The following is a 17030-nucleotide window of genomic DNA, read 5'->3' on the forward strand; positions in this document are numbered from 1 at the left end:
GCAAAAGGTGTTCCTTATCTAGAGTATCTGCTTCTGTAATTGTTCCTCCAATATCTGTCAGCGTCTGTATATATGTAATGATTAAGTCCATCTTTAATCTGATTTTTATATTTTGCAAGCAATTGATTTGCATAATATCTGTCAGCTGGGCGTGTATATACAGGATTGTATTGATTAACACCAATAAATGAATAGCTGAGCGAATTACTACCACAACAAGAATAAGTTAGTGTAGCTTGAATCATAGCTTTGTATCTTCTACTACCATCATCTACATTTAATGGAAGTAGTTCATTCCTAACATTTTCTCCTAATTGGTAATAAGCAGTATAAGAAACTTTAGTGCCAGAATTGTTTCTTTTGCCATATTGATGCCAAGCATTTCCAACTATGTATACTCCTCCCACAATCTCATTCATTTCTTGATTGCTAAGAGCTTTCACCCCTAATGAACTTTCATTAGCTTTTCCATTAGTAGCAAGAGAGATTAAGTCTGTTGCATTGGCTCCACTTATAAGTCCTAAAGCTATAAGACTACCACATAACAACTTTTTCATTGTAACTCCTTGTAAAATATAAGATACAAATTCATTCTATCTAAAGCTTAATCATAAAACAACTATATTATGATTAAGTTATTAGTTTTTATAGGATTGTTTCTAAATAACTCAAAAGCATTAGAAAGTTATTATTACGCAAAGTTTTCTAAAATGCTGTAATTGGGGTAGTTTTTTAGCAGAATTGTATAAAGAAATTTAGAAATTTGAATAAGATTTGAAAGTTTTAAGCTAATAAGAGTATAATTGTAAGGATAAAAATTATTATTTACAAGGAGACAGAAATTATGGCTGGTTATATTGAATTAACAGAGCAAAATTTTGAAGAAACAATTAAAGATGGCGTTGTAATGGTTGATTTTTGGGCACCTTGGTGTAATCCATGCAAAATGATTTCACCAGTGATTGACAAGCTTGCAGTTGAATATGCAGGAAAAGCAAAAATTTGTAAAGTAAATACAGATGATCAACAAGAATTAGCAATGAAATTTGGAATTCGCTCTATCCCTACTATTTTCTTTTATAAGAATGGGCAAAAAGTGGATGAAATGATTGGTGCATCAAGCGAACAAGATTTTAGAAATAAAATTGATAGTTTATTATAAGAAATTAAAATGAAAGAGGGGGCAGAGTTTGAAAAAATGTTGCCCTAGCTTTCCTATTGCATTTATTATTGTTTTTGCATTAGGAGCTTTTTTGTATTATCAATATTCTTTTAGAGCTGTATCAAAGATTAATTTTAAAGAAAATGGATTTTTTATACAAAAAGATGATAAAGGAATAGAATATTTTGAGCCTAAAGATTTAGAATATCAATTATGTTTTTATAGTTCTCATCAAGAAAATTGGAAAGATTTTTTAAACCAACAAAGTAAAGATTATCAAAATAAAATTTTAGCAGTAGATTTATACCAAAGTGGAATAATACAGGATAATAAAATTGTAAATTTAAAAGTAGGTAGTCATGGTTTGCTAGAACTCATTAATCGCTTTGAAATCAAGAAAGTTCCCATTTGCTTTAAGATTAAGCAAAACAAGGAAAAAAAAGAATTGTATGAGAAGCCTAAGGAGAATGGCATTTATAAGTTATTTAATTTTCAAAAATAAATTCTATCTATAAGGAGTTAAGATGTTAGAATTAGCAATTATTGGTGGAGGTCCTGCAGGATTAAGTGCAGGATTGTATGCTACTAGAGGTGGATTAAAAGATGTGGTAATGTTTGAAAAAGGAATGCCTGGTGGACAAATAACTTCAAGCAGTGAAATGGAAAATTATCCTGGCGTTGCGGAGGTTAAAAGTGGATTTGATTTTATGCAACCATGGCAAGAGCAATGTTTTAGATTTGGGCTAAAGCATGAAATGGCGGAAGTGAAATATATAAAAAGAAAAGAAAGCCATTTTGTATTAGTTTTAAGTGATGGTAAAGAGGTAGAAGCTAAAGCTGTGATTGTAGCGACTGGTGGAAGCCCGAAGCGTTCAGGTGTAAAAGGCGAAGATACTTATTGGGGCAAGGGAGTTAGTTCATGTGCCACTTGTGATGGATTTTTCTATAAAAATAAAGAAGTTGTTGTCTTAGGTGGTGGAGATACTGCAGTAGAAGAGTCTATTTATTTGGCAAAAATTTGTTCTAAAGTTACATTAATCCATAGAAGGAATGAGTTTAGAGCATCGCCTATTACACTAGAGCGTGCTAGAAATGAGTCTAAGATTAATTTTTTAACACCTTATGTAATTGAAGAGATTTGTGGAACTAGTGAAGCAGGTGTAACAGGACTAAAACTTAAAAATTTAGAAAATCAAAGCACTATGGATTTAAAGATTGATGGAATTTTTGTTTTAATTGGCTATAATGTTAATAACAAAGTGCTTTTAGGAGAAGATGGTAGCTCAATTTGTGCTTTAGATGAGTATGGACAAGCAATTGTAAATTTAAAAATGGAGACAAATATTCCTGGATTATATGTAGCAGGAGATTTGCGTAAAGATGCTCCAAAGCAAGTAGTTTGTGCAGCAGCAGATGGAGCTACAGCAGCTTTAAGTGCGATTGAATATATAGAACATCATAAATAAATCACAATAAAGGGGAACTTTATGGTAAAGATTGGTGTGTTTGGTGCTGGTGGGCGTGTAGGCAAGCTTGTGGTGGATTTAGCTAGAGAGAGCAAAGAAATTAAATTGGAGAGCGTTTATGTAAGGCGTGAGCTAGACTTTTCTATAGATCCTGGAGTGCTTATCACAAGCGATTTAAAAGTTTTTTTGCAATCTTGTGATGCGGTAGTAGATTTTACAACACCGCAAGGCACAGAAAATCTTTTAGAAGTTGCTATGCAGGGATATCCTAAGCCTATCGTTATTGGCACAACAGGATTGGAAACTCACCATGAAAATCTTATCAAAGAAGCTTCTAAAAAAATGCCTATTTTATATGCTTCTAATATGTCTTTAGGGGTAGCAGTATTAAATAAAGCTATTGCAATGGTAGCTTCTACTTTGAGGGATTTTGATATTGAAATTGTAGAAACACACCATCATTTAAAAAAGGATTCCCCAAGTGGAACAGCGTTAAGTCTAGCAAAAACTTGTGCTAATGCAAGAGAGCTTGATTTAGATAAAGTTAGAGTGAGTGGAAGGAATGGAAATATAGGCGAACGCAAAGTAGATGAAATTGGCGTGATGTCTTTAAGAGGTGGAGATGTAGCAGGTATCCATAATGTAGGTTTCTATGGAGAGGGTGAATATTTAGAATTTTGCCATACTGCAACTTCAAGAGCCACTTTTGCAAAAGGAGCACTAAAGGCTACTTTATGGCTTAAAGATCAACCAAATGGGCTTTATAGTATTGAAGATTCTCTAAATTTATAAGGAGTTTTGTGGAAACTAGAGATTGGAATGAGGAATGTGCTGTCGTAGGTGTTTATAATGTGCAAAATGCAGCAGTAAGTGCGTATTACTCGCTCTTTTCTATGCAGCATAGAGGGCAAGAAGCGACAGGAATTGCAAGTAGCAATGGAGAAAAATTAAATTGTATTAAAAATCATGGATTGGTTACAAGTGTATTTTGTGATGAAACCTTAAGCAAATTAAAAGGTTTTAGCGCAATAGGACATAACCGCTATTCCACAGCAGGTGAGGATTCAATGGCGGATGCACAGCCTGTTTTTGCAAGATATGATTTAGGAGAGATTGCTATTGTTCATAATGGTAATCTTACAAATGCGAAGCAAATACGCAATGAACTTATTGCAGAGGGTTCTATTTTTCAAAGCCATATGGATACAGAAAATCTTATCCATTTGATTGCAAGATCTAAAAAAGAAGCTTTGATTGATAGGATTAAAGAAGCGGTATTACGCGTAGAAGGTGCTTTTTGTTTTGTGATCTTAAGCCGTAAGAAAATGTTTGTAATACGGGATAGACATGGGTTTAGGCCTTTAAGTTTAGGGGAGATTAAAAATCCAGATGGAAGCATAGGATATATTGTTGCAAGTGAGACTTGTGCATTTGATTTAGTGGGTGCAAAATATGTGCGAGATGTGAAACCTGGAGAAATGCTTGTCTTTTCAAAAGAGGGAATGCAAAGCCATAGTATTATGCCTGCTAATCCTTATCCTTGTGTGTTTGAGTATGTTTATTTTGCGCGCCCTGATAGTCATGTGTTTGGTAGGCTTGTATATAATATTAGAAAAGCTATGGGAAGAGAGCTTGCTAAGGAAAATCCTATTGATGCAGATTTGGTAATACCAGTTCCAGATAGTGGAGTGGCTGCTGCATTGGGATATTCTCAAGAGAGTGGTATTCCCTTTGAGCTTGGAATTATTAGAAACCATTATGTAGGAAGAACTTTTATTGAGCCCACACAGCAAATTAGAGAGTTAAAAGTTAAGTTAAAGCTAAATCCTATCCGAGAGCTTATTGAAAACAAACGCATTATCGTGATTGATGATTCGGTGGTTAGAGGAACTACAAGTAAGCAAATTGTAAAGATTTTGCGTGATTGTGGGGCTAAAGAAATCCATATGAAAATTTCTTCTCCTCCTACGATTTCTCCTTGTTATTATGGGGTGGATACTCCTAGTGTGGGAGAGCTAATTAGTGCTAGAATGAGCGATGAGGAAGTGTGTAAATTTATCGGTGCTGATTCTCTTTCTTTTCTTTCGTTAGAGGGCTTAAAAAGAAGTATAGGAGTAGAGGATTATAAGTTTTGCCAAGCCTGTTTTGATGGGAATTATATTGTAGAAATAAAGGAATAGAATTGAAACAAATGCTAACCTTTGGACGCTATTGTAAGCGTCGTTTTGGGCAAAGAGTGCGTAAAGTGCCTATTGCATTAGCAGGTTTTACCTGTCCTAATATTGATGGTAGTGTGGCCAAGGGAGGTTGTATTTTTTGTAAAAATGAAAGTTTTTCTCCTACTTTGGAGCATGAGCCTAAGGCGCCTTTAAAAATTAATCCTAGAATGAGTGAAAATCCTCTTTTACCTATGCAACTAAAACAATTGCATTCACAATATGAATGGCAAAGTGATTTTCATAAGAATAAATTTGGTGTGGGTAAATATATGATTTATTTCCAATCTTTTACAAATACTTATGCGCCTTTTTCTACTTTAAAAACGCTTTATACGGAAGCTTTGAAATTGCCTAATGTTGTGGGTATGTCTATTGGCACAAGAACAGATAGTGTAAGTTTGGAAATTTTAGATTTACTTGCAAGCTTGCAAGAAGAAAAGGGGCAAGAAATTTGGGTAGAATATGGCATACAATCTGTATATGATGAAACGCTAAGGTTTATTAATCGCGGGCATACTACAGAGGGTATGGAATATTGGATTAATGAAACTAAAAAGAGAGGCTTAAAGGTGTGTTCTCATATTATTTATGGGCTTCCAAATGAAACTAAAGAGATGATGTTACATTCTTTAAAGCAAGTAATTGATTGGGGAAGTGATGGGATTAAAGTTCATCCACTTTATATTATAGAAAAGACGATTTTAGCCTCATTGCATGAAAAAGGAGAATATACACCTATTACTTTGGTAGATTATATAGATTTAATCGTGCAGTCATTAAAAATAATCCCACAAAATGTAGTGATTCATCGTGTGAGTGCAGGAGTTAGAAACGACACGCTTATTGCTCCTAAATGGTGTTTTGATAAAAATATCCAAATGCGTTCTATCCGCGATGCTTTAAGGGAAGCTGGGATTGAATATTGATTTAAATTTAAGTTTTTGTTAAAATTTATCTATTGAGAAGATTACAAAAAAGGAAGTAAATTGCCAAAAATGACACAAAATGAAAGCTCTACGCTTGAGCAAGTTTCTATGCAAATTCAAGAACCTTTTTACTATAAGGTAATTTTGTTAAATGATGATTATACAACGCAAGAATTTGTGATTGAGATTTTACAAAAGATTTTTGGTAAAAATTTTGAAGATTCTCTTAATTTAATGCTTCAAATCCATCACAATGGAAAGGGTGTATGTGGAATTTATCCTTATGATATTGCAGAAACTAAAGTTGCACAAGTTAGAAAAAAATCTAAAGAGCAACAATATCCTTTGCGTGTTATTTTAGAAAAAGCCTAAAAATGATTGAAATTAGCAAAGAATTAAATCATATTTTGCAGGGTGCTCAAAAGAATGCAAAAACTTTTAAGCATGAGTATTTAACTACAGAACATATTTTTTATGAATTGCTTTTTAATGCTAGAATGGTGCAAGCTTTAGAAGCATGTGGAGGGAATATCCAGCAAATTAGAGAGAAGATTTATCAATATTTGGTAAAAAATATCCAAGTAACACAAGGGGCAGATCCTATTGAAACTTTGGCGCTCTCTCGTATTATTGAAATGATGATAAGCCATGTGAGAGGCTCACAAAGAAAAGAAGCAAGTGTAGAAGATTTGTTGGTGGCTATTTTAGAAGAGGATAAAGCATATAGCACACAGGTTTTAAAATCTTTTGGAATTACGCGTTTGGCGATTTTAGAATATATTACTGATAAGGGCGTTTCTAAAGAGGCTGGCACAACAGAGGAAGAAAGTTTTTTAGAAAAATACTGCATAAATTTAAGTAAAGAAGCAAGAGAGGGGAGAATTGATCCGTTAATAGGTAGAGATGAAGAGGTTAAGCGTTGTATGGAGATTTTATTAAGACGCAAGAAAAATAATCCTCTTTTAATAGGAGAACCAGGAGTTGGAAAAACAGCAGTAGCTGAGGGTTTAGCACTGAATTTAGAAAAGAGTCCTCTAAAAGGAAATGAAATTTATGCACTTAATCTTGGAGCTTTGGTAGCAGGGACGAAGTATAGAGGAGATTTTGAAAAGAGATTAAAAGGATTAAGTGAGGAGATTTTAAAGAAAAAGAATATTATTTTATTTATTGATGAGATACATACTCTAATGGGTGCAGGTGCAACAAATGGTGGTAGTATGGATGCTAGCAACCTTTTAAAACCAGTTTTAGGGAATGGAAAATTGCGTTGTATTGGTGCTAGCACTTATGCAGAATATAGAAATCTTATAGAAAAAGATAAGGCTTTTTCTAGGCGTTTTGCTAAAGTAGAAGTGGATGAACCTAGTATTGAAGAAAGCATTTTAATTCTAATGGGACTTAAAAAGCATTATGAAAAACACCATAATGTAATTTATACTAAAGAAGTGATTAGAGGAATTGTAGAGCTATCTAGTCAGTTTTTGCATGAGCGATTTTTGCCAGATAAGGCTATTGATATTATGGATGAAGTGGGGGCAAGTTATAAACTAGAGGGAAAAAATGGAAAAGTAAGCTTGCAAAGCATTAAACAAAGAGTGGCAACGATGGCTAAATTGCCACAAATTGAAGCTACAAAAGATGATAAAAGTTTGCTAAAAACCCTAGAAGCAAAACTAAAAGCAAGAATCTATGGACAAGATCATGCAATTTGTGAGGTTGTTAAGGCGCTTAAACGCAATAAAGCAGGTTTGGGAGCTCCTAATAAGCCTATAGGTTCTTTTTTATTTAGTGGTCCTAGTGGAGTGGGTAAAACAGAACTCGCAAAAGAACTTGCAAAACTTTTAGGAATTGGTTTTTTTAGGCTAGATATGAGCGAATATATGGAAAGACATAGTATTTCACAGCTTATTGGAGCTCCTGCTGGATATGTGGGATATGATAAAGGTGGGATTTTAACAGAGATGATTAAGAAAAATCCGCATACACTTTTGCTTTTAGATGAGATTGAGAAAGCACATCCTGATGTGCTTAATCTTTTTTTGCAAGTGATGGATTATGCTAAATTAACCGATAATAATGGAGTAAGTAGCGATTTTTCATCTGTGATTATTATTATGACTTCTAATGTAGGTTCTAAAGAAGCTCCTACGCTTGGATTTAATCAAGATAGCACTTTAAAATTTGAGCGAGCTATCAAAGAGAGTTTTAGTCCAGAATTTAGAAATCGCTTAGATGCTATTTTGCCTTTTAATGCTTTAACTTTAAAAGAGATTGTAAAGATTGTGGATAAAAATATTTTAGATTTAAATACACAAATTAGTAAAAAAGGTATCAAGGTAGTTTTAAGTAAAAGTGCAAAAGAATATCTAGCAAAACAAGGCTTTAGTGAAGAGCTTGGGGCAAGACCACTTTATGGATTGATAGAAAGAGAGATTAAAAATCCTATGAGTGATTTTTTGTTGTTTGAAAATCTAAAAAAAGATACAGAAATTTTTGTAGATTGCACAAAAGATGGCTTAAAAATTTCAAAAAAGAGTGCAAAATAATGGAATTGATTTGGGATTTAGAAAAATATAATGCTGCTATTTATCGCTATGATTCTTTATTGGGAAAAGATTATTTTCATTGGGTAGAAGAGTTGGAGGAGGTAGATTTTAAGGAATTAAAAAATCTTGAGAAAGAAAGAGCAATTTTAGAGCAAAACACAAGAGCGTTTTTACAAAAAGATGCGGGAGTTAATGTTCTTTTGTGGGGTGCTAGAGGTTGCGGAAAATCCTCTTTGGCAAAAGCAATTTTTACAAAATTTATAAAAGAGGGTTTGAAAGTTTTGCAAATTTTTAAAGAAGATTTAAAGGCATTACCTAAAATTGTGGATTGTTTGCGTCAAAAAAAAGCTAAATTTATTATTTTTTGCGATGATTTAAGTTTTGAGGAAGGGGAAGACTACAAAGCCTTAAAAAGTGTATTAGAAGGAAGTATTGAAAAGTTTCCTAAAAATATTTTAATTTATGCAACCTCTAATAAAAAACATCTAATGAGAGAAAATAACGAAGAAAATGATCTTTTTGGCTTTATGGGAAACGATGATAAAATTTCATTAAGTGATAGATTTCCTATTGCTCTTGGGTTTTATGCTTATGGTGCTAAGGAATATTTAGAGATTTTGCAAGAAGAATTTAAAAAGGGTAATTTTAGTGGATATGAATGGGAAGAAGTTTCTAAAATTGCTCTTAATTACGCTACTAAGAGAGGTTCTAAGAATCCTCGTATTGCAAAGCAATTTTGTGAGCTTTATCAAAGTGGTTTGTTAGAGTTTATTTAAGGAGATAAGATGAATAAAAATGTTAATATCAAAAAGTGTTTATTCCCAGCAGCGGGGTATGGGACAAGATTCTTGCCTGCTACTAAGGCTATGCCAAAAGAAATGTTACCTATTGTTAATAAACCTCTAATTCAGTATGGAGTAGAGGAGGCTATTGAAGCAGGAATTTCAAATATGGCTATTATTACAGGGCGTGGCAAGAGAGCATTAGAAGATCATTTTGATATTAGCTATGAGTTAGAACATCAAATTAAAGGAACAAGCAAGGAAAGCTACTTGCAAGAAATTAGAAAGATTTTAGAAACTTGCACTTTTTCTTATACAAGACAAATGGAAATGAAAGGGCTAGGACACGCTATTTTGATGGGAGAAAATCTAATAGGCAATGAGCCTTTTTGCGTGATTTTAAGTGATGATTTGTGTGATAATGAGGAAGAGGGTGTCTTAAAGCAGATGTGTAAAGTCTATGAAAAATACAAATGCTCCATTGTAGCAGTAGAAGAGGTGGAAGAAAAAGAAGTAAGTAAATATGGAGTAATAGCGGGTAGAGAGATAGATAAGAATGTATATGTAGTGGATAATATGATAGAAAAGCCCTCTATTAAAGAAGCTCCTAGTAATCTTGCTATTATTGGGCGTTATATTTTAACACCTGATATTTTTGAAATTTTAAAAAAGACAAAGCCAGGAAAAAATGGAGAGATTCAAATCACAGACGCACTTTTAAGCCAATGCAAAAGCGGAATGGTTTTGGCTTATAAATTTAAAGGGAAGCGTTATGATTGTGGGAGTGTAGAAGGATTTGTGGAGGCTACAAATGTATTCTATGAAAAATATAAAAACTCCAAGGCTTAAAATTTGTATTATTTAGATTTTTATTTTTTTGTTTGGGTTTTGATGATTATTGCACTTATGCCCTTTGCGTTGCTTTCAGGGGTGGCTATTATTATGCAAAATATCCAAGCTTATCTTGAAGAGCAAAGAAAAAAAGAGAATCTATTAAAAAATATCCAACATTTGATTTCTGTTCTAAAAGGCACACCTAGTGATGATGAAGTCCAAGAGGTTTTAGAAGCGTTTAAAAAGTATTTTAATCCCTTTACAAATCATAAAAAAGAGAGTAAAGAATATCAAGAAAGAATGGACTTCATTTCTGCACTTGCTTGGTGTGCAAGTGTAGATATTGATAGCATTGTAAGATATAGAGAGGAATTTGTAAAGCTTAATCCAAACTATAAAAAGGAAATTGAGACAACTATTGGTTCTGCATTGAAAAATCGTGAAACTAATGAAAAAAAGAAAAAATAAATTAAAGGAGCAATATGGATTTTTTACGATGTGAAGGTGGTCGGAAGTTACAAGGTTCAATTAATATTTCGGGCGCTAAAAATTCTGCATTGCCTTTAATAGCGATGGGATTATTAGCTAAAGATTGTGTAGTTTTAGATAATTTACCTAATGTTGTGGATATAAAAACTTTTCTTACACTTTTGGAGATGTTAGGTTGCAAAATACAAAAAGAAGGGGAGCATTTAGCGAAAATTTACACTTTAGAGCTTCATAGCACCAAAGCAGTATATGATATTGTGCGTAAGATGAGAGCTTCTATCTTAGTTTTAGGGCCACTTCTTGGAAGATTTGGGCATTGCGAAGTGAGTTTGCCAGGGGGTTGTGCAATTGGTGCAAGGCCAGTGGATTTACATATTAAAGCATTGGAGAAAATGGGAGCAAGTATTCGGATTGAGGGAGGTTATATTATTGCTGAAGCAAAAAGTGGTTTAAAGGGTGCTACGATTAATTTTGATAAAATCACTGTTACAGGAACAGAAAATATTCTTATGGCAGCGGCTATGGCAGAGGGTAAGACAAAGATTTTAAATGCAGCCAAAGAACCAGAGGTAGTGCAACTTTGTGAAGTTTTGCAAGAAGCGGGAGTAGAAATTAATGGAATTGGAAGTGATGAATTGGTGGTTTATGGCACACAAATGCAAGGGTTGGATTTTAAAAAGGTAATTAGTGTTATTCCAGATAGAATAGAGGCAGGAACTTATTTGTGTGCGGGTGCGATTTGTAATTCTCCTATTACTTTACATAAAGTAAATTCTAATCATTTAGGAGCGATGATTTCAAAACTAGAAGAAATTGGCTTTAAAATTACGGCAAATGAGGGGAGCATTAGTATTTATCCTGCAAGTAAATTGAATGCTTTTGAAATTTCTACTGCAGAATATCCAGGATTTCCAACGGATATGCAAGCACAATTTATGGCATTGGCTACGCAATGTGAGGGGACAAGTATTATTCAAGAAAGACTTTTTGAAAACCGCTTTATGCATGTGAGTGAGCTTCAAAGAATGGGGGCTAATATTAATTTGCATGGCAATAGTGCAAGCATTCATGGAAAAAGTGAGCTGTATGGTGCAGATGTGATGGCAACGGATTTGCGTGCTTCTAGTGCGTTAGTCTTGGCAGCACTTGTAGCAAAGGGATATACAAATATCCATAGAATTTACCATTTAGATAGGGGTTATGAGGCATTAGAAACAAAGCTTTGTAAGTTAGGAGCAAGTATTATTCGGGAGAGTGAATGAGTCCTCATATTAGTGTTTTGCCAAATGAAGTTGTAGAGAGCTTTAACACTCCTTTGGTGCATCAAGGGGGAGTTTTATTGGATTGCACTTTAGGTTTTGGAGGACATACTTCTAGGCTATTAGAGGCATATCCAAAGTTAAAAGTAATAGGAATTGATAAAGATAAAGAGGCACTTAGTTTTTCTAAAGAATTTTTGGCTAAATTTGAGGAACGCTTTACACTTCTTTATGGAGATTTTAGTGTGAGAGCATTAGAGGTTTTAAAACAAGAAAGATTGGTAGGGATTTTAGCAGATATTGGGGTTTCCTCTTTACAGTTTGATAAAGAAGAGAGAGGTTTTAGCTTTAAGTCTAGCGAACTTGATATGCGTATGGATACAGGTAAGCCTCTAAGTGCAAAAGAAGTGGTAAATTCTTATTCTCTTTTAGAATTAGAGAGAATTTTTAGAGATTATGGCGAGATTAGAGAATATAAAAAAATGGCAAGATTGGTTGTAGAATGGAGAAAAGAAGGAAAAATTACAAATGCACAAGAACTAAGCTCTAAAATAGCTATGCATTTTAAGGCTAGTAAAATCCATCCAGCTACTTTAGCTTTTCAGGCTTTGAGGATTGAAGTAAATGATGAATTAGGAGAGCTTGAAAGACTTTTGAGAGGGATTTTTGAAAATCCTTTAGAGGAGGGTGCTAGAGTAAGTATTATTTCTTTTCATTCTTTAGAAGATAGAATTATTAAGCAGCATTTTAAAAAATGGGAGAAGTCTTGCATTTGTCCTATGGAAGTGATGCGTTGTGAATGTGGGAATAACCATGCACTGGGTAAAAATTTATATAAAAAGCCTATTATTGCTACAGATGAGGAAAACAGAAAAAATCCAAGAGCAAGAAGTGCAAAACTAAGGACTTTTGAATTTGGAAAATAAAGAGAATAATTTTTATGAAGAACTGCGTTTAGGGGAAGCAGACAAAATACAAAAGATAGGCTTTTTTGAAAGATTGTTTAAAAAAGATTCTAAAATGCAAGAAGAGGATTTAGGATTTTTAGAAGAACGCTACAATAAAGAGGTTTATCAAGAAAATCATCAGGAAAATGGAGAATATTTTGATGAGGATTTGATATTGCCTTCTCCTTATAAAGAGCAATTGCAAGAGGTTGTAGAGGAATATAAAGAGGGCGATTCATTAAGTGTGGCTGAAAAGGAAGAAATCTTAGAAGCAACAGAGGAGCAAAATTTACCTTTCCAATTTGTAGCTTTTACACTCATTGCTATTTTTTTAACACTTTTAGTTTTTGTACCAAAAATTTATATTCGCAATAATATCTATTATTCTAGTAGAAATATTATCCAGTTACAAGCTCAAATGTCTTCTTTGAATGAGGAGAATAAATTTATTAAATCTCAATTAGAAGATATTAAATTTAAAAATCTCACACATGAGCTAGATTTTTAGTTTTTTATAAAGAATTTATTAATCTTTAGAGAACTGAATAGTAAATTTATTATTTTCTAAAGTTATGGGATAAAGTTTTTTGGTATTTAAATCAATCAAGAAGCATTCATCGCCATTTTCTAGGGAATAGCGTTCTTTTGGATAGAGGAGGAGGCGACGCTCTACCTCTTCTAAATCTTCGCACAAAGCACTAAAGCCAAACATTACAAGTTTGTAAGCAAAATCTTCCATTATAAAGAAGTAACTCTTGCTACACCACTATCAATAGCGGCTTGTGCTACGGCATTAGAAACAAACTCACATAATCTTGGATCAAAAGGAGAGGGGATAATATATTCTCTTCCAAAGCCACATTGTCTTTTGTGGATTGCTTCAAGTTCTGCTTTTATGGAAGAGGGTATTTCTTCTCTTGCTAAATCAGCTAGTGCTTTTGTGGCTGCAAGTTTCATTTCTTCATTGATACATCTTGCACGAGCTTTTAAGGCTCCTTTAAAGATATAAGGGAAACCTAAAACATTATTGATTTGGTTTGGATAATCGCTTCTTCCAGTAGCGATAATCGCATCAGGACGAACTTCTCTTACAATTTTTGGGTCAATTTCAGGAATTGGATTGCTCATTACAAAAATCATAGGATTTTCATTCATACCCTCAATATCTTTTGCTTCTAAAATATCTGCACGCGATAGCCCTAAAACTACATCAGCACCATCTAATGCCTCTTTGTAGCTGTTAATTTCTCTATCTACAATAAATTCTTTTTTAAAGCCTGTTAGATTATCTTTTCTATGGGTTGTAATAGCACCTTTACTATCAAACATGATAATTTCTTTTGCACCTAATGTTTTGGCAATTCTAGCACATGCAATAGCAGCACCTCCTGCACCCAAAACAACGATTTTTAAATCTTTGATATTTTTATTAGCTAATTTAGCTCCATTAATAATACCTGCTGCAGAAATAATTGCAGTTCCATGCTGATCATCATGCATAATAGGAATATTTAGGATTTCTTTTAAGCGTGATTCTATGTAAAAACATTCTGGTGCTTTAATATCTTCAAGATTGATACCGCCAAATGTTGGAGCGATTGCTCTTACAATATCGATGAATTTATCAGGATCGTTTTCATCTACTTCAATATCAAAGGCATTAATATTTGCAAATTTCTTAAAAAGGACTGCTTTGCCCTCCATCACAGGCTTTCCTGCAAGAGCACCGATATTTCCTAAGCCCAAAACTGCAGTTCCATTAGAGATAACTGCTACTAGATTACTTTTTGAAGTGTATTCATAAGCACAATAGGGATCTTTTTGGATTTCTTTGCAAGGAACAGCAACTCCAGGAGAATAAGCCAAAGACAAATCATATTCATTATTAAGAGGAGTGCGTGGGACAACTTCTATTTTACCGCCTTGATGGTAGGGAAGTGATTGTGGATAGGTTTGCTTTAAATCTTCCATAGGGGGAAACCTTAATGATAAATTTTGAAAGGAATTTAAGCAAAAAAATAATAAAAGCTTGGTTAAAGTAGGGTAAATTTTATAAAAATTTTATAGGTTTTGAGAGAAAGTTACACTATAAAAGCAATTCTTTGTATTTTTAAAAATCTAAAGAAAAGCTTTTAGATTGATATGGATAGTTATCAAATCTTAGTAAATCAAATGTGCCTCGTGTGTTAGAATCTTTAGTAATTAAATCTGTATAATTAAAAAGCTTTAAATTGTCTTTTTCTAGTGTAAAACGCGTTGTAATTAGATTTTCGTTGGTTAAAGTTTGAGAGAAAGTGCCTGTAAAATTTGTGTTTTTAAAACTCATTTTAGAACTTTTTTCTATAGCTTTAAGAAGTGGATTGTTTAAAGTTAGATTTTTGCTAGAAAATAAAATTTCTTGGACATCGTTATGGTGTGTAAAAGTAAAATCCCCAATCCCTTTAAAAAAGTGCGGATAATTAAAGATTCTATAAATTTCAGAAGTAGAAACATTAGAAAGGTTTAAAGATAACCTGTTTTTCATATTAAGTATTGTTGTTTTTATGCTTTGGTTATTTTGTAAAATTTCTCCTTCTAAATATAGATTAGTATCTGTCAAATTTCCTTGTAGCTTTAGCTCCCCATTTGGAAGACTTTTGTTGTTGAAAGAAATATTTTGCAATTTTGGAAATTGTAATGAAATTGGGGCTTTTATATTATTTATTAAAGCATAAGAAGCATTTTGTATTTTTAGATTCAAAAGATTAGAATTAAAATCTAAATTGAAAATCCCTTTTCCCTCTGCTAATTCAAGCTGTGAGAAAAAATTAAAAGTAGTGTGTGGAAAACCTAATTGCGTTTTTTCCTCTATAAGTGGGCTATTGATAAAGAGATTTTTAGAATCTAAAGTAGCAGTGCCTGAGATTCCTTTTAAAAAATCTCTAAGGTTAATATTTAGATTAAAATTTCCTTCAAGATAAGGCTTTTGGCCAAAAAACATAAAAAGATCTTTAGCTTGTAAATTATTAGAAGACATTTGCAAAGTTTTTGGATAAAAATTATCTAAATTTAGTGTGTAATTAATTTTGGAATTTTGTAAGCTTAAATCCCCCATTGCAAGCATATTATATAAATCCCCTTTTAAGATTCCTTTTGCATTAAAACTTCCTTGAGTAGGGAATTTAAAGAATGCAGATAAAGGAGAAAGATTAGAAAAAGTGGCTTCATAATTTGTATCCATAGAGAGCGTTTTAATTTGTGTGTTTCCTTTTGTTTTAATTTCACCTAAATTGGAATAGAGATTAAAATTATGCTTTAAAAGATTGTCTTTTAAAGTTAGATTTAAATCAGCCATAAAATTTGTTGTGGGAATTTTTAAATCAAATTCCTCTAAAAAGGTTTGTTCTATTGCATACCCACCCTCTAAATTTGCTTTAAGAGTGCCATTTGGAATTTTATTGATCCATTCTATTTGGCTGTCTATATCTAAAAGTCCATCGGCATATTTTTTTTCTTTTAGAAACTCAAGGACATCTGCAAGAGGAATTTGTTTTAAATTTATATCTAAAGATTGTGGGGTAAGATAGGATAAAACAGCCTTAAAAGAGTGTGAAGAGTCCTCTTTATTTACAATGCTATAATGATTAAAACTTCCAGTTATTTTACCATTTAGTAAGAGATTTTTGGGTAGATGTAAGTCTTTATTGAGAGCTTTAAAATCAAAACCATTAGATTGTGCTAAGAAATTTAAATCTAAAGTTTGTAAAAAGAGCGAGTAATTTCCATCAATAAAGAACTCAAACTGTTTGTCTTTAGATGAAAAATGTAAATTTATTTTTGTAAAACCCAAAGAAAAATCTTCTTTTGTCCATTCTATACTTGTTTTTTTATTTAAATAGGAAAGTAAATAGTCTGCAACAATGTTGTTACCAAAAGGAGTAAAGAGAGTGCCAATAAAGGTAGCCATAATCACTATAAGAAAAACAAATAATAAAAGAAGTTTATAAAAAATGCTTTTCTTATTAGCTATTTTAGCGTTCATAGGGATTACCTATAATTTATTTTTTGGTGCAACGGAGTTTGCATTGTTCAGCAGCAGGAGTGCCTTTACCATACTGGATATTGCAATCTTGCAAACAACCTTTTACTTTGATGGCTTCACACATTCCGCGTGCTTTTTCGCATTCATCTAGGCAAATCATTCTACTTTTGCCTTGTTTTGCACACTTGTCTAGACAAATCCTTTTGGCTTCATTGCAATTTGAACTTCCATATACTAAATTTTTATCTTCATTGCTAGAACAGCCACTAAAACTTAAAATTCCAATACTAATCATTAATAAAACTAACTTTTTCATCAAGAAAAGTTTATAAAAAAAAAGTTAAAAAAAGCTTTAATGTCTAGTAAAATAATGCTTATT

19 protein-coding genes are annotated in these 17030 nt (G+C 32.8%); 14 read left to right on the top strand and 5 right to left on the bottom strand.

Annotation, left to right across the window (positions count from 1 at the left end):
• Positions 1-14 precede the first annotated feature (14 nt).
• Positions 15-557: a hypothetical protein gene (locus B6S12_RS01225; protein WP_111229002.1), complete on the bottom strand. Its 543-nt coding sequence runs from the start codon at positions 555-557 to the stop codon at positions 15-17.
• Between the two features lie 287 nt (positions 558-844).
• Here B6S12_RS01225 and trxA point away from each other — a divergent pair, with 287 nt between their 5' ends.
• From trxA to B6S12_RS11400, 14 genes are all read left to right on the top strand, one after another.
• The gene (trxA, locus tag B6S12_RS01230; protein ID WP_111229003.1) at positions 845-1162 is read left to right on the top strand and encodes a thioredoxin; all 318 of its coding nucleotides are present in this window, start codon (positions 845-847) and stop codon (positions 1160-1162) included.
• A gap of 28 nt (positions 1163-1190) precedes the next feature.
• Positions 1191-1664, top strand: coding sequence for a hypothetical protein (locus B6S12_RS01235; protein WP_111229004.1), 474 nt, complete (start codon positions 1191-1193; stop codon positions 1662-1664).
• A 22-nt stretch (positions 1665-1686) separates the two neighbouring features.
• Positions 1687-2628: a thioredoxin-disulfide reductase gene (gene trxB, locus B6S12_RS01240; protein ID WP_111229005.1), complete on the top strand. Its 942-nt coding sequence runs from the start codon at positions 1687-1689 to the stop codon at positions 2626-2628.
• A 21-nt stretch (positions 2629-2649) separates the two neighbouring features.
• The gene (dapB, locus tag B6S12_RS01245; protein WP_111229006.1) at positions 2650-3420 is read left to right on the top strand and encodes a 4-hydroxy-tetrahydrodipicolinate reductase; all 771 of its coding nucleotides are present in this window, start codon (positions 2650-2652) and stop codon (positions 3418-3420) included.
• Positions 3421-3428: 8 nt separating this feature from the next.
• Positions 3429-4808: an amidophosphoribosyltransferase gene (gene purF, locus B6S12_RS01250; protein ID WP_111229007.1), complete on the top strand. Its 1380-nt coding sequence runs from the start codon at positions 3429-3431 to the stop codon at positions 4806-4808.
• 11 nt (positions 4809-4819) lie between these two features.
• On the top strand, positions 4820-5773 hold the full coding sequence (gene mnmL, locus B6S12_RS01255) for a tRNA modification radical SAM protein MnmL/YtqA (protein ID WP_181450918.1): 954 nt from the start codon (positions 4820-4822) through the stop codon (positions 5771-5773).
• Between the two features lie 69 nt (positions 5774-5842).
• Positions 5843-6145: an ATP-dependent Clp protease adapter ClpS gene (clpS, locus tag B6S12_RS01260; RefSeq protein WP_111229071.1), complete on the top strand. Its 303-nt coding sequence runs from the start codon at positions 5843-5845 to the stop codon at positions 6143-6145.
• Between the two features lie 2 nt (positions 6146-6147).
• Complete coding sequence (locus tag B6S12_RS01265; RefSeq protein WP_111229009.1) at positions 6148-8319, top strand: AAA family ATPase; 2172 nt, start codon at positions 6148-6150, stop codon at positions 8317-8319.
• A complete protein-coding gene (locus B6S12_RS01270; protein WP_245892462.1) occupies positions 8319-9095 on the top strand; it encodes a DUF815 domain-containing protein in 777 nt (258 codons plus the stop codon). The genes B6S12_RS01265 and B6S12_RS01270 overlap by 1 nt, the downstream gene beginning before the upstream one ends.
• A gap of 9 nt (positions 9096-9104) precedes the next feature.
• Positions 9105-9950 (top strand): UTP--glucose-1-phosphate uridylyltransferase GalU, encoded by an 846-nt coding sequence (galU, locus tag B6S12_RS01275; protein ID WP_111229010.1) that lies wholly within the window; start codon positions 9105-9107, stop codon positions 9948-9950.
• Between the two features lie 3 nt (positions 9951-9953).
• On the top strand, positions 9954-10403 hold the full coding sequence (locus tag B6S12_RS01280; RefSeq protein WP_111229011.1) for a hypothetical protein: 450 nt from the start codon (positions 9954-9956) through the stop codon (positions 10401-10403).
• Between the two features lie 14 nt (positions 10404-10417).
• Complete coding sequence (gene murA / locus B6S12_RS01285; RefSeq protein WP_111229012.1) at positions 10418-11686, top strand: UDP-N-acetylglucosamine 1-carboxyvinyltransferase; 1269 nt, start codon at positions 10418-10420, stop codon at positions 11684-11686.
• Positions 11683-12609, top strand: a complete 927-nt coding sequence (gene rsmH, locus B6S12_RS01290; RefSeq protein WP_111229013.1) for a 16S rRNA (cytosine(1402)-N(4))-methyltransferase RsmH — start codon at positions 11683-11685, stop codon at positions 12607-12609. The genes murA and rsmH overlap by 4 nt, the downstream gene beginning before the upstream one ends.
• Entirely contained in the window at positions 12599-13138 is a 540-nt protein-coding gene (locus B6S12_RS11400) for a hypothetical protein (protein ID WP_111229014.1), read from the top strand. The genes rsmH and B6S12_RS11400 overlap by 11 nt, the downstream gene beginning before the upstream one ends.
• An 18-nt stretch (positions 13139-13156) precedes the next feature.
• Here the strand turns inward: B6S12_RS11400 and B6S12_RS01300 are convergent, their stop codons facing one another.
• From B6S12_RS01300 to B6S12_RS01315, 4 genes are all read right to left on the bottom strand, one after another.
• Positions 13157-13369 carry a hypothetical protein gene (locus tag B6S12_RS01300; RefSeq protein ID WP_111229015.1) on the bottom strand — a complete coding sequence of 71 codons (213 nt, stop codon included), beginning with the start codon at positions 13367-13369 and terminating at the stop codon, positions 13157-13159.
• Positions 13369-14601, bottom strand: a complete 1233-nt coding sequence (locus B6S12_RS01305) for a malic enzyme-like NAD(P)-binding protein (protein WP_111229016.1) — start codon at positions 14599-14601, stop codon at positions 13369-13371. The genes B6S12_RS01300 and B6S12_RS01305 overlap by 1 nt, the downstream gene beginning before the upstream one ends.
• A 139-nt stretch (positions 14602-14740) precedes the next feature.
• Entirely contained in the window at positions 14741-16651 is a 1911-nt protein-coding gene (locus tag B6S12_RS01310) for a translocation/assembly module TamB domain-containing protein (protein WP_111229017.1), read from the bottom strand.
• A gap of 16 nt (positions 16652-16667) precedes the next feature.
• Positions 16668-16967 carry a hypothetical protein gene (locus tag B6S12_RS01315; protein WP_111229018.1) on the bottom strand — a complete coding sequence of 100 codons (300 nt, stop codon included), beginning with the start codon at positions 16965-16967 and terminating at the stop codon, positions 16668-16670.
• Between the last annotated feature and the right edge of the window lie 63 nt (positions 16968-17030).

The sequence above is a fragment of the Helicobacter valdiviensis genome, from assembly GCF_003245365.1.
Taxonomy (GTDB): domain Bacteria; phylum Campylobacterota; class Campylobacteria; order Campylobacterales; family Helicobacteraceae; genus Helicobacter_D; species Helicobacter_D valdiviensis.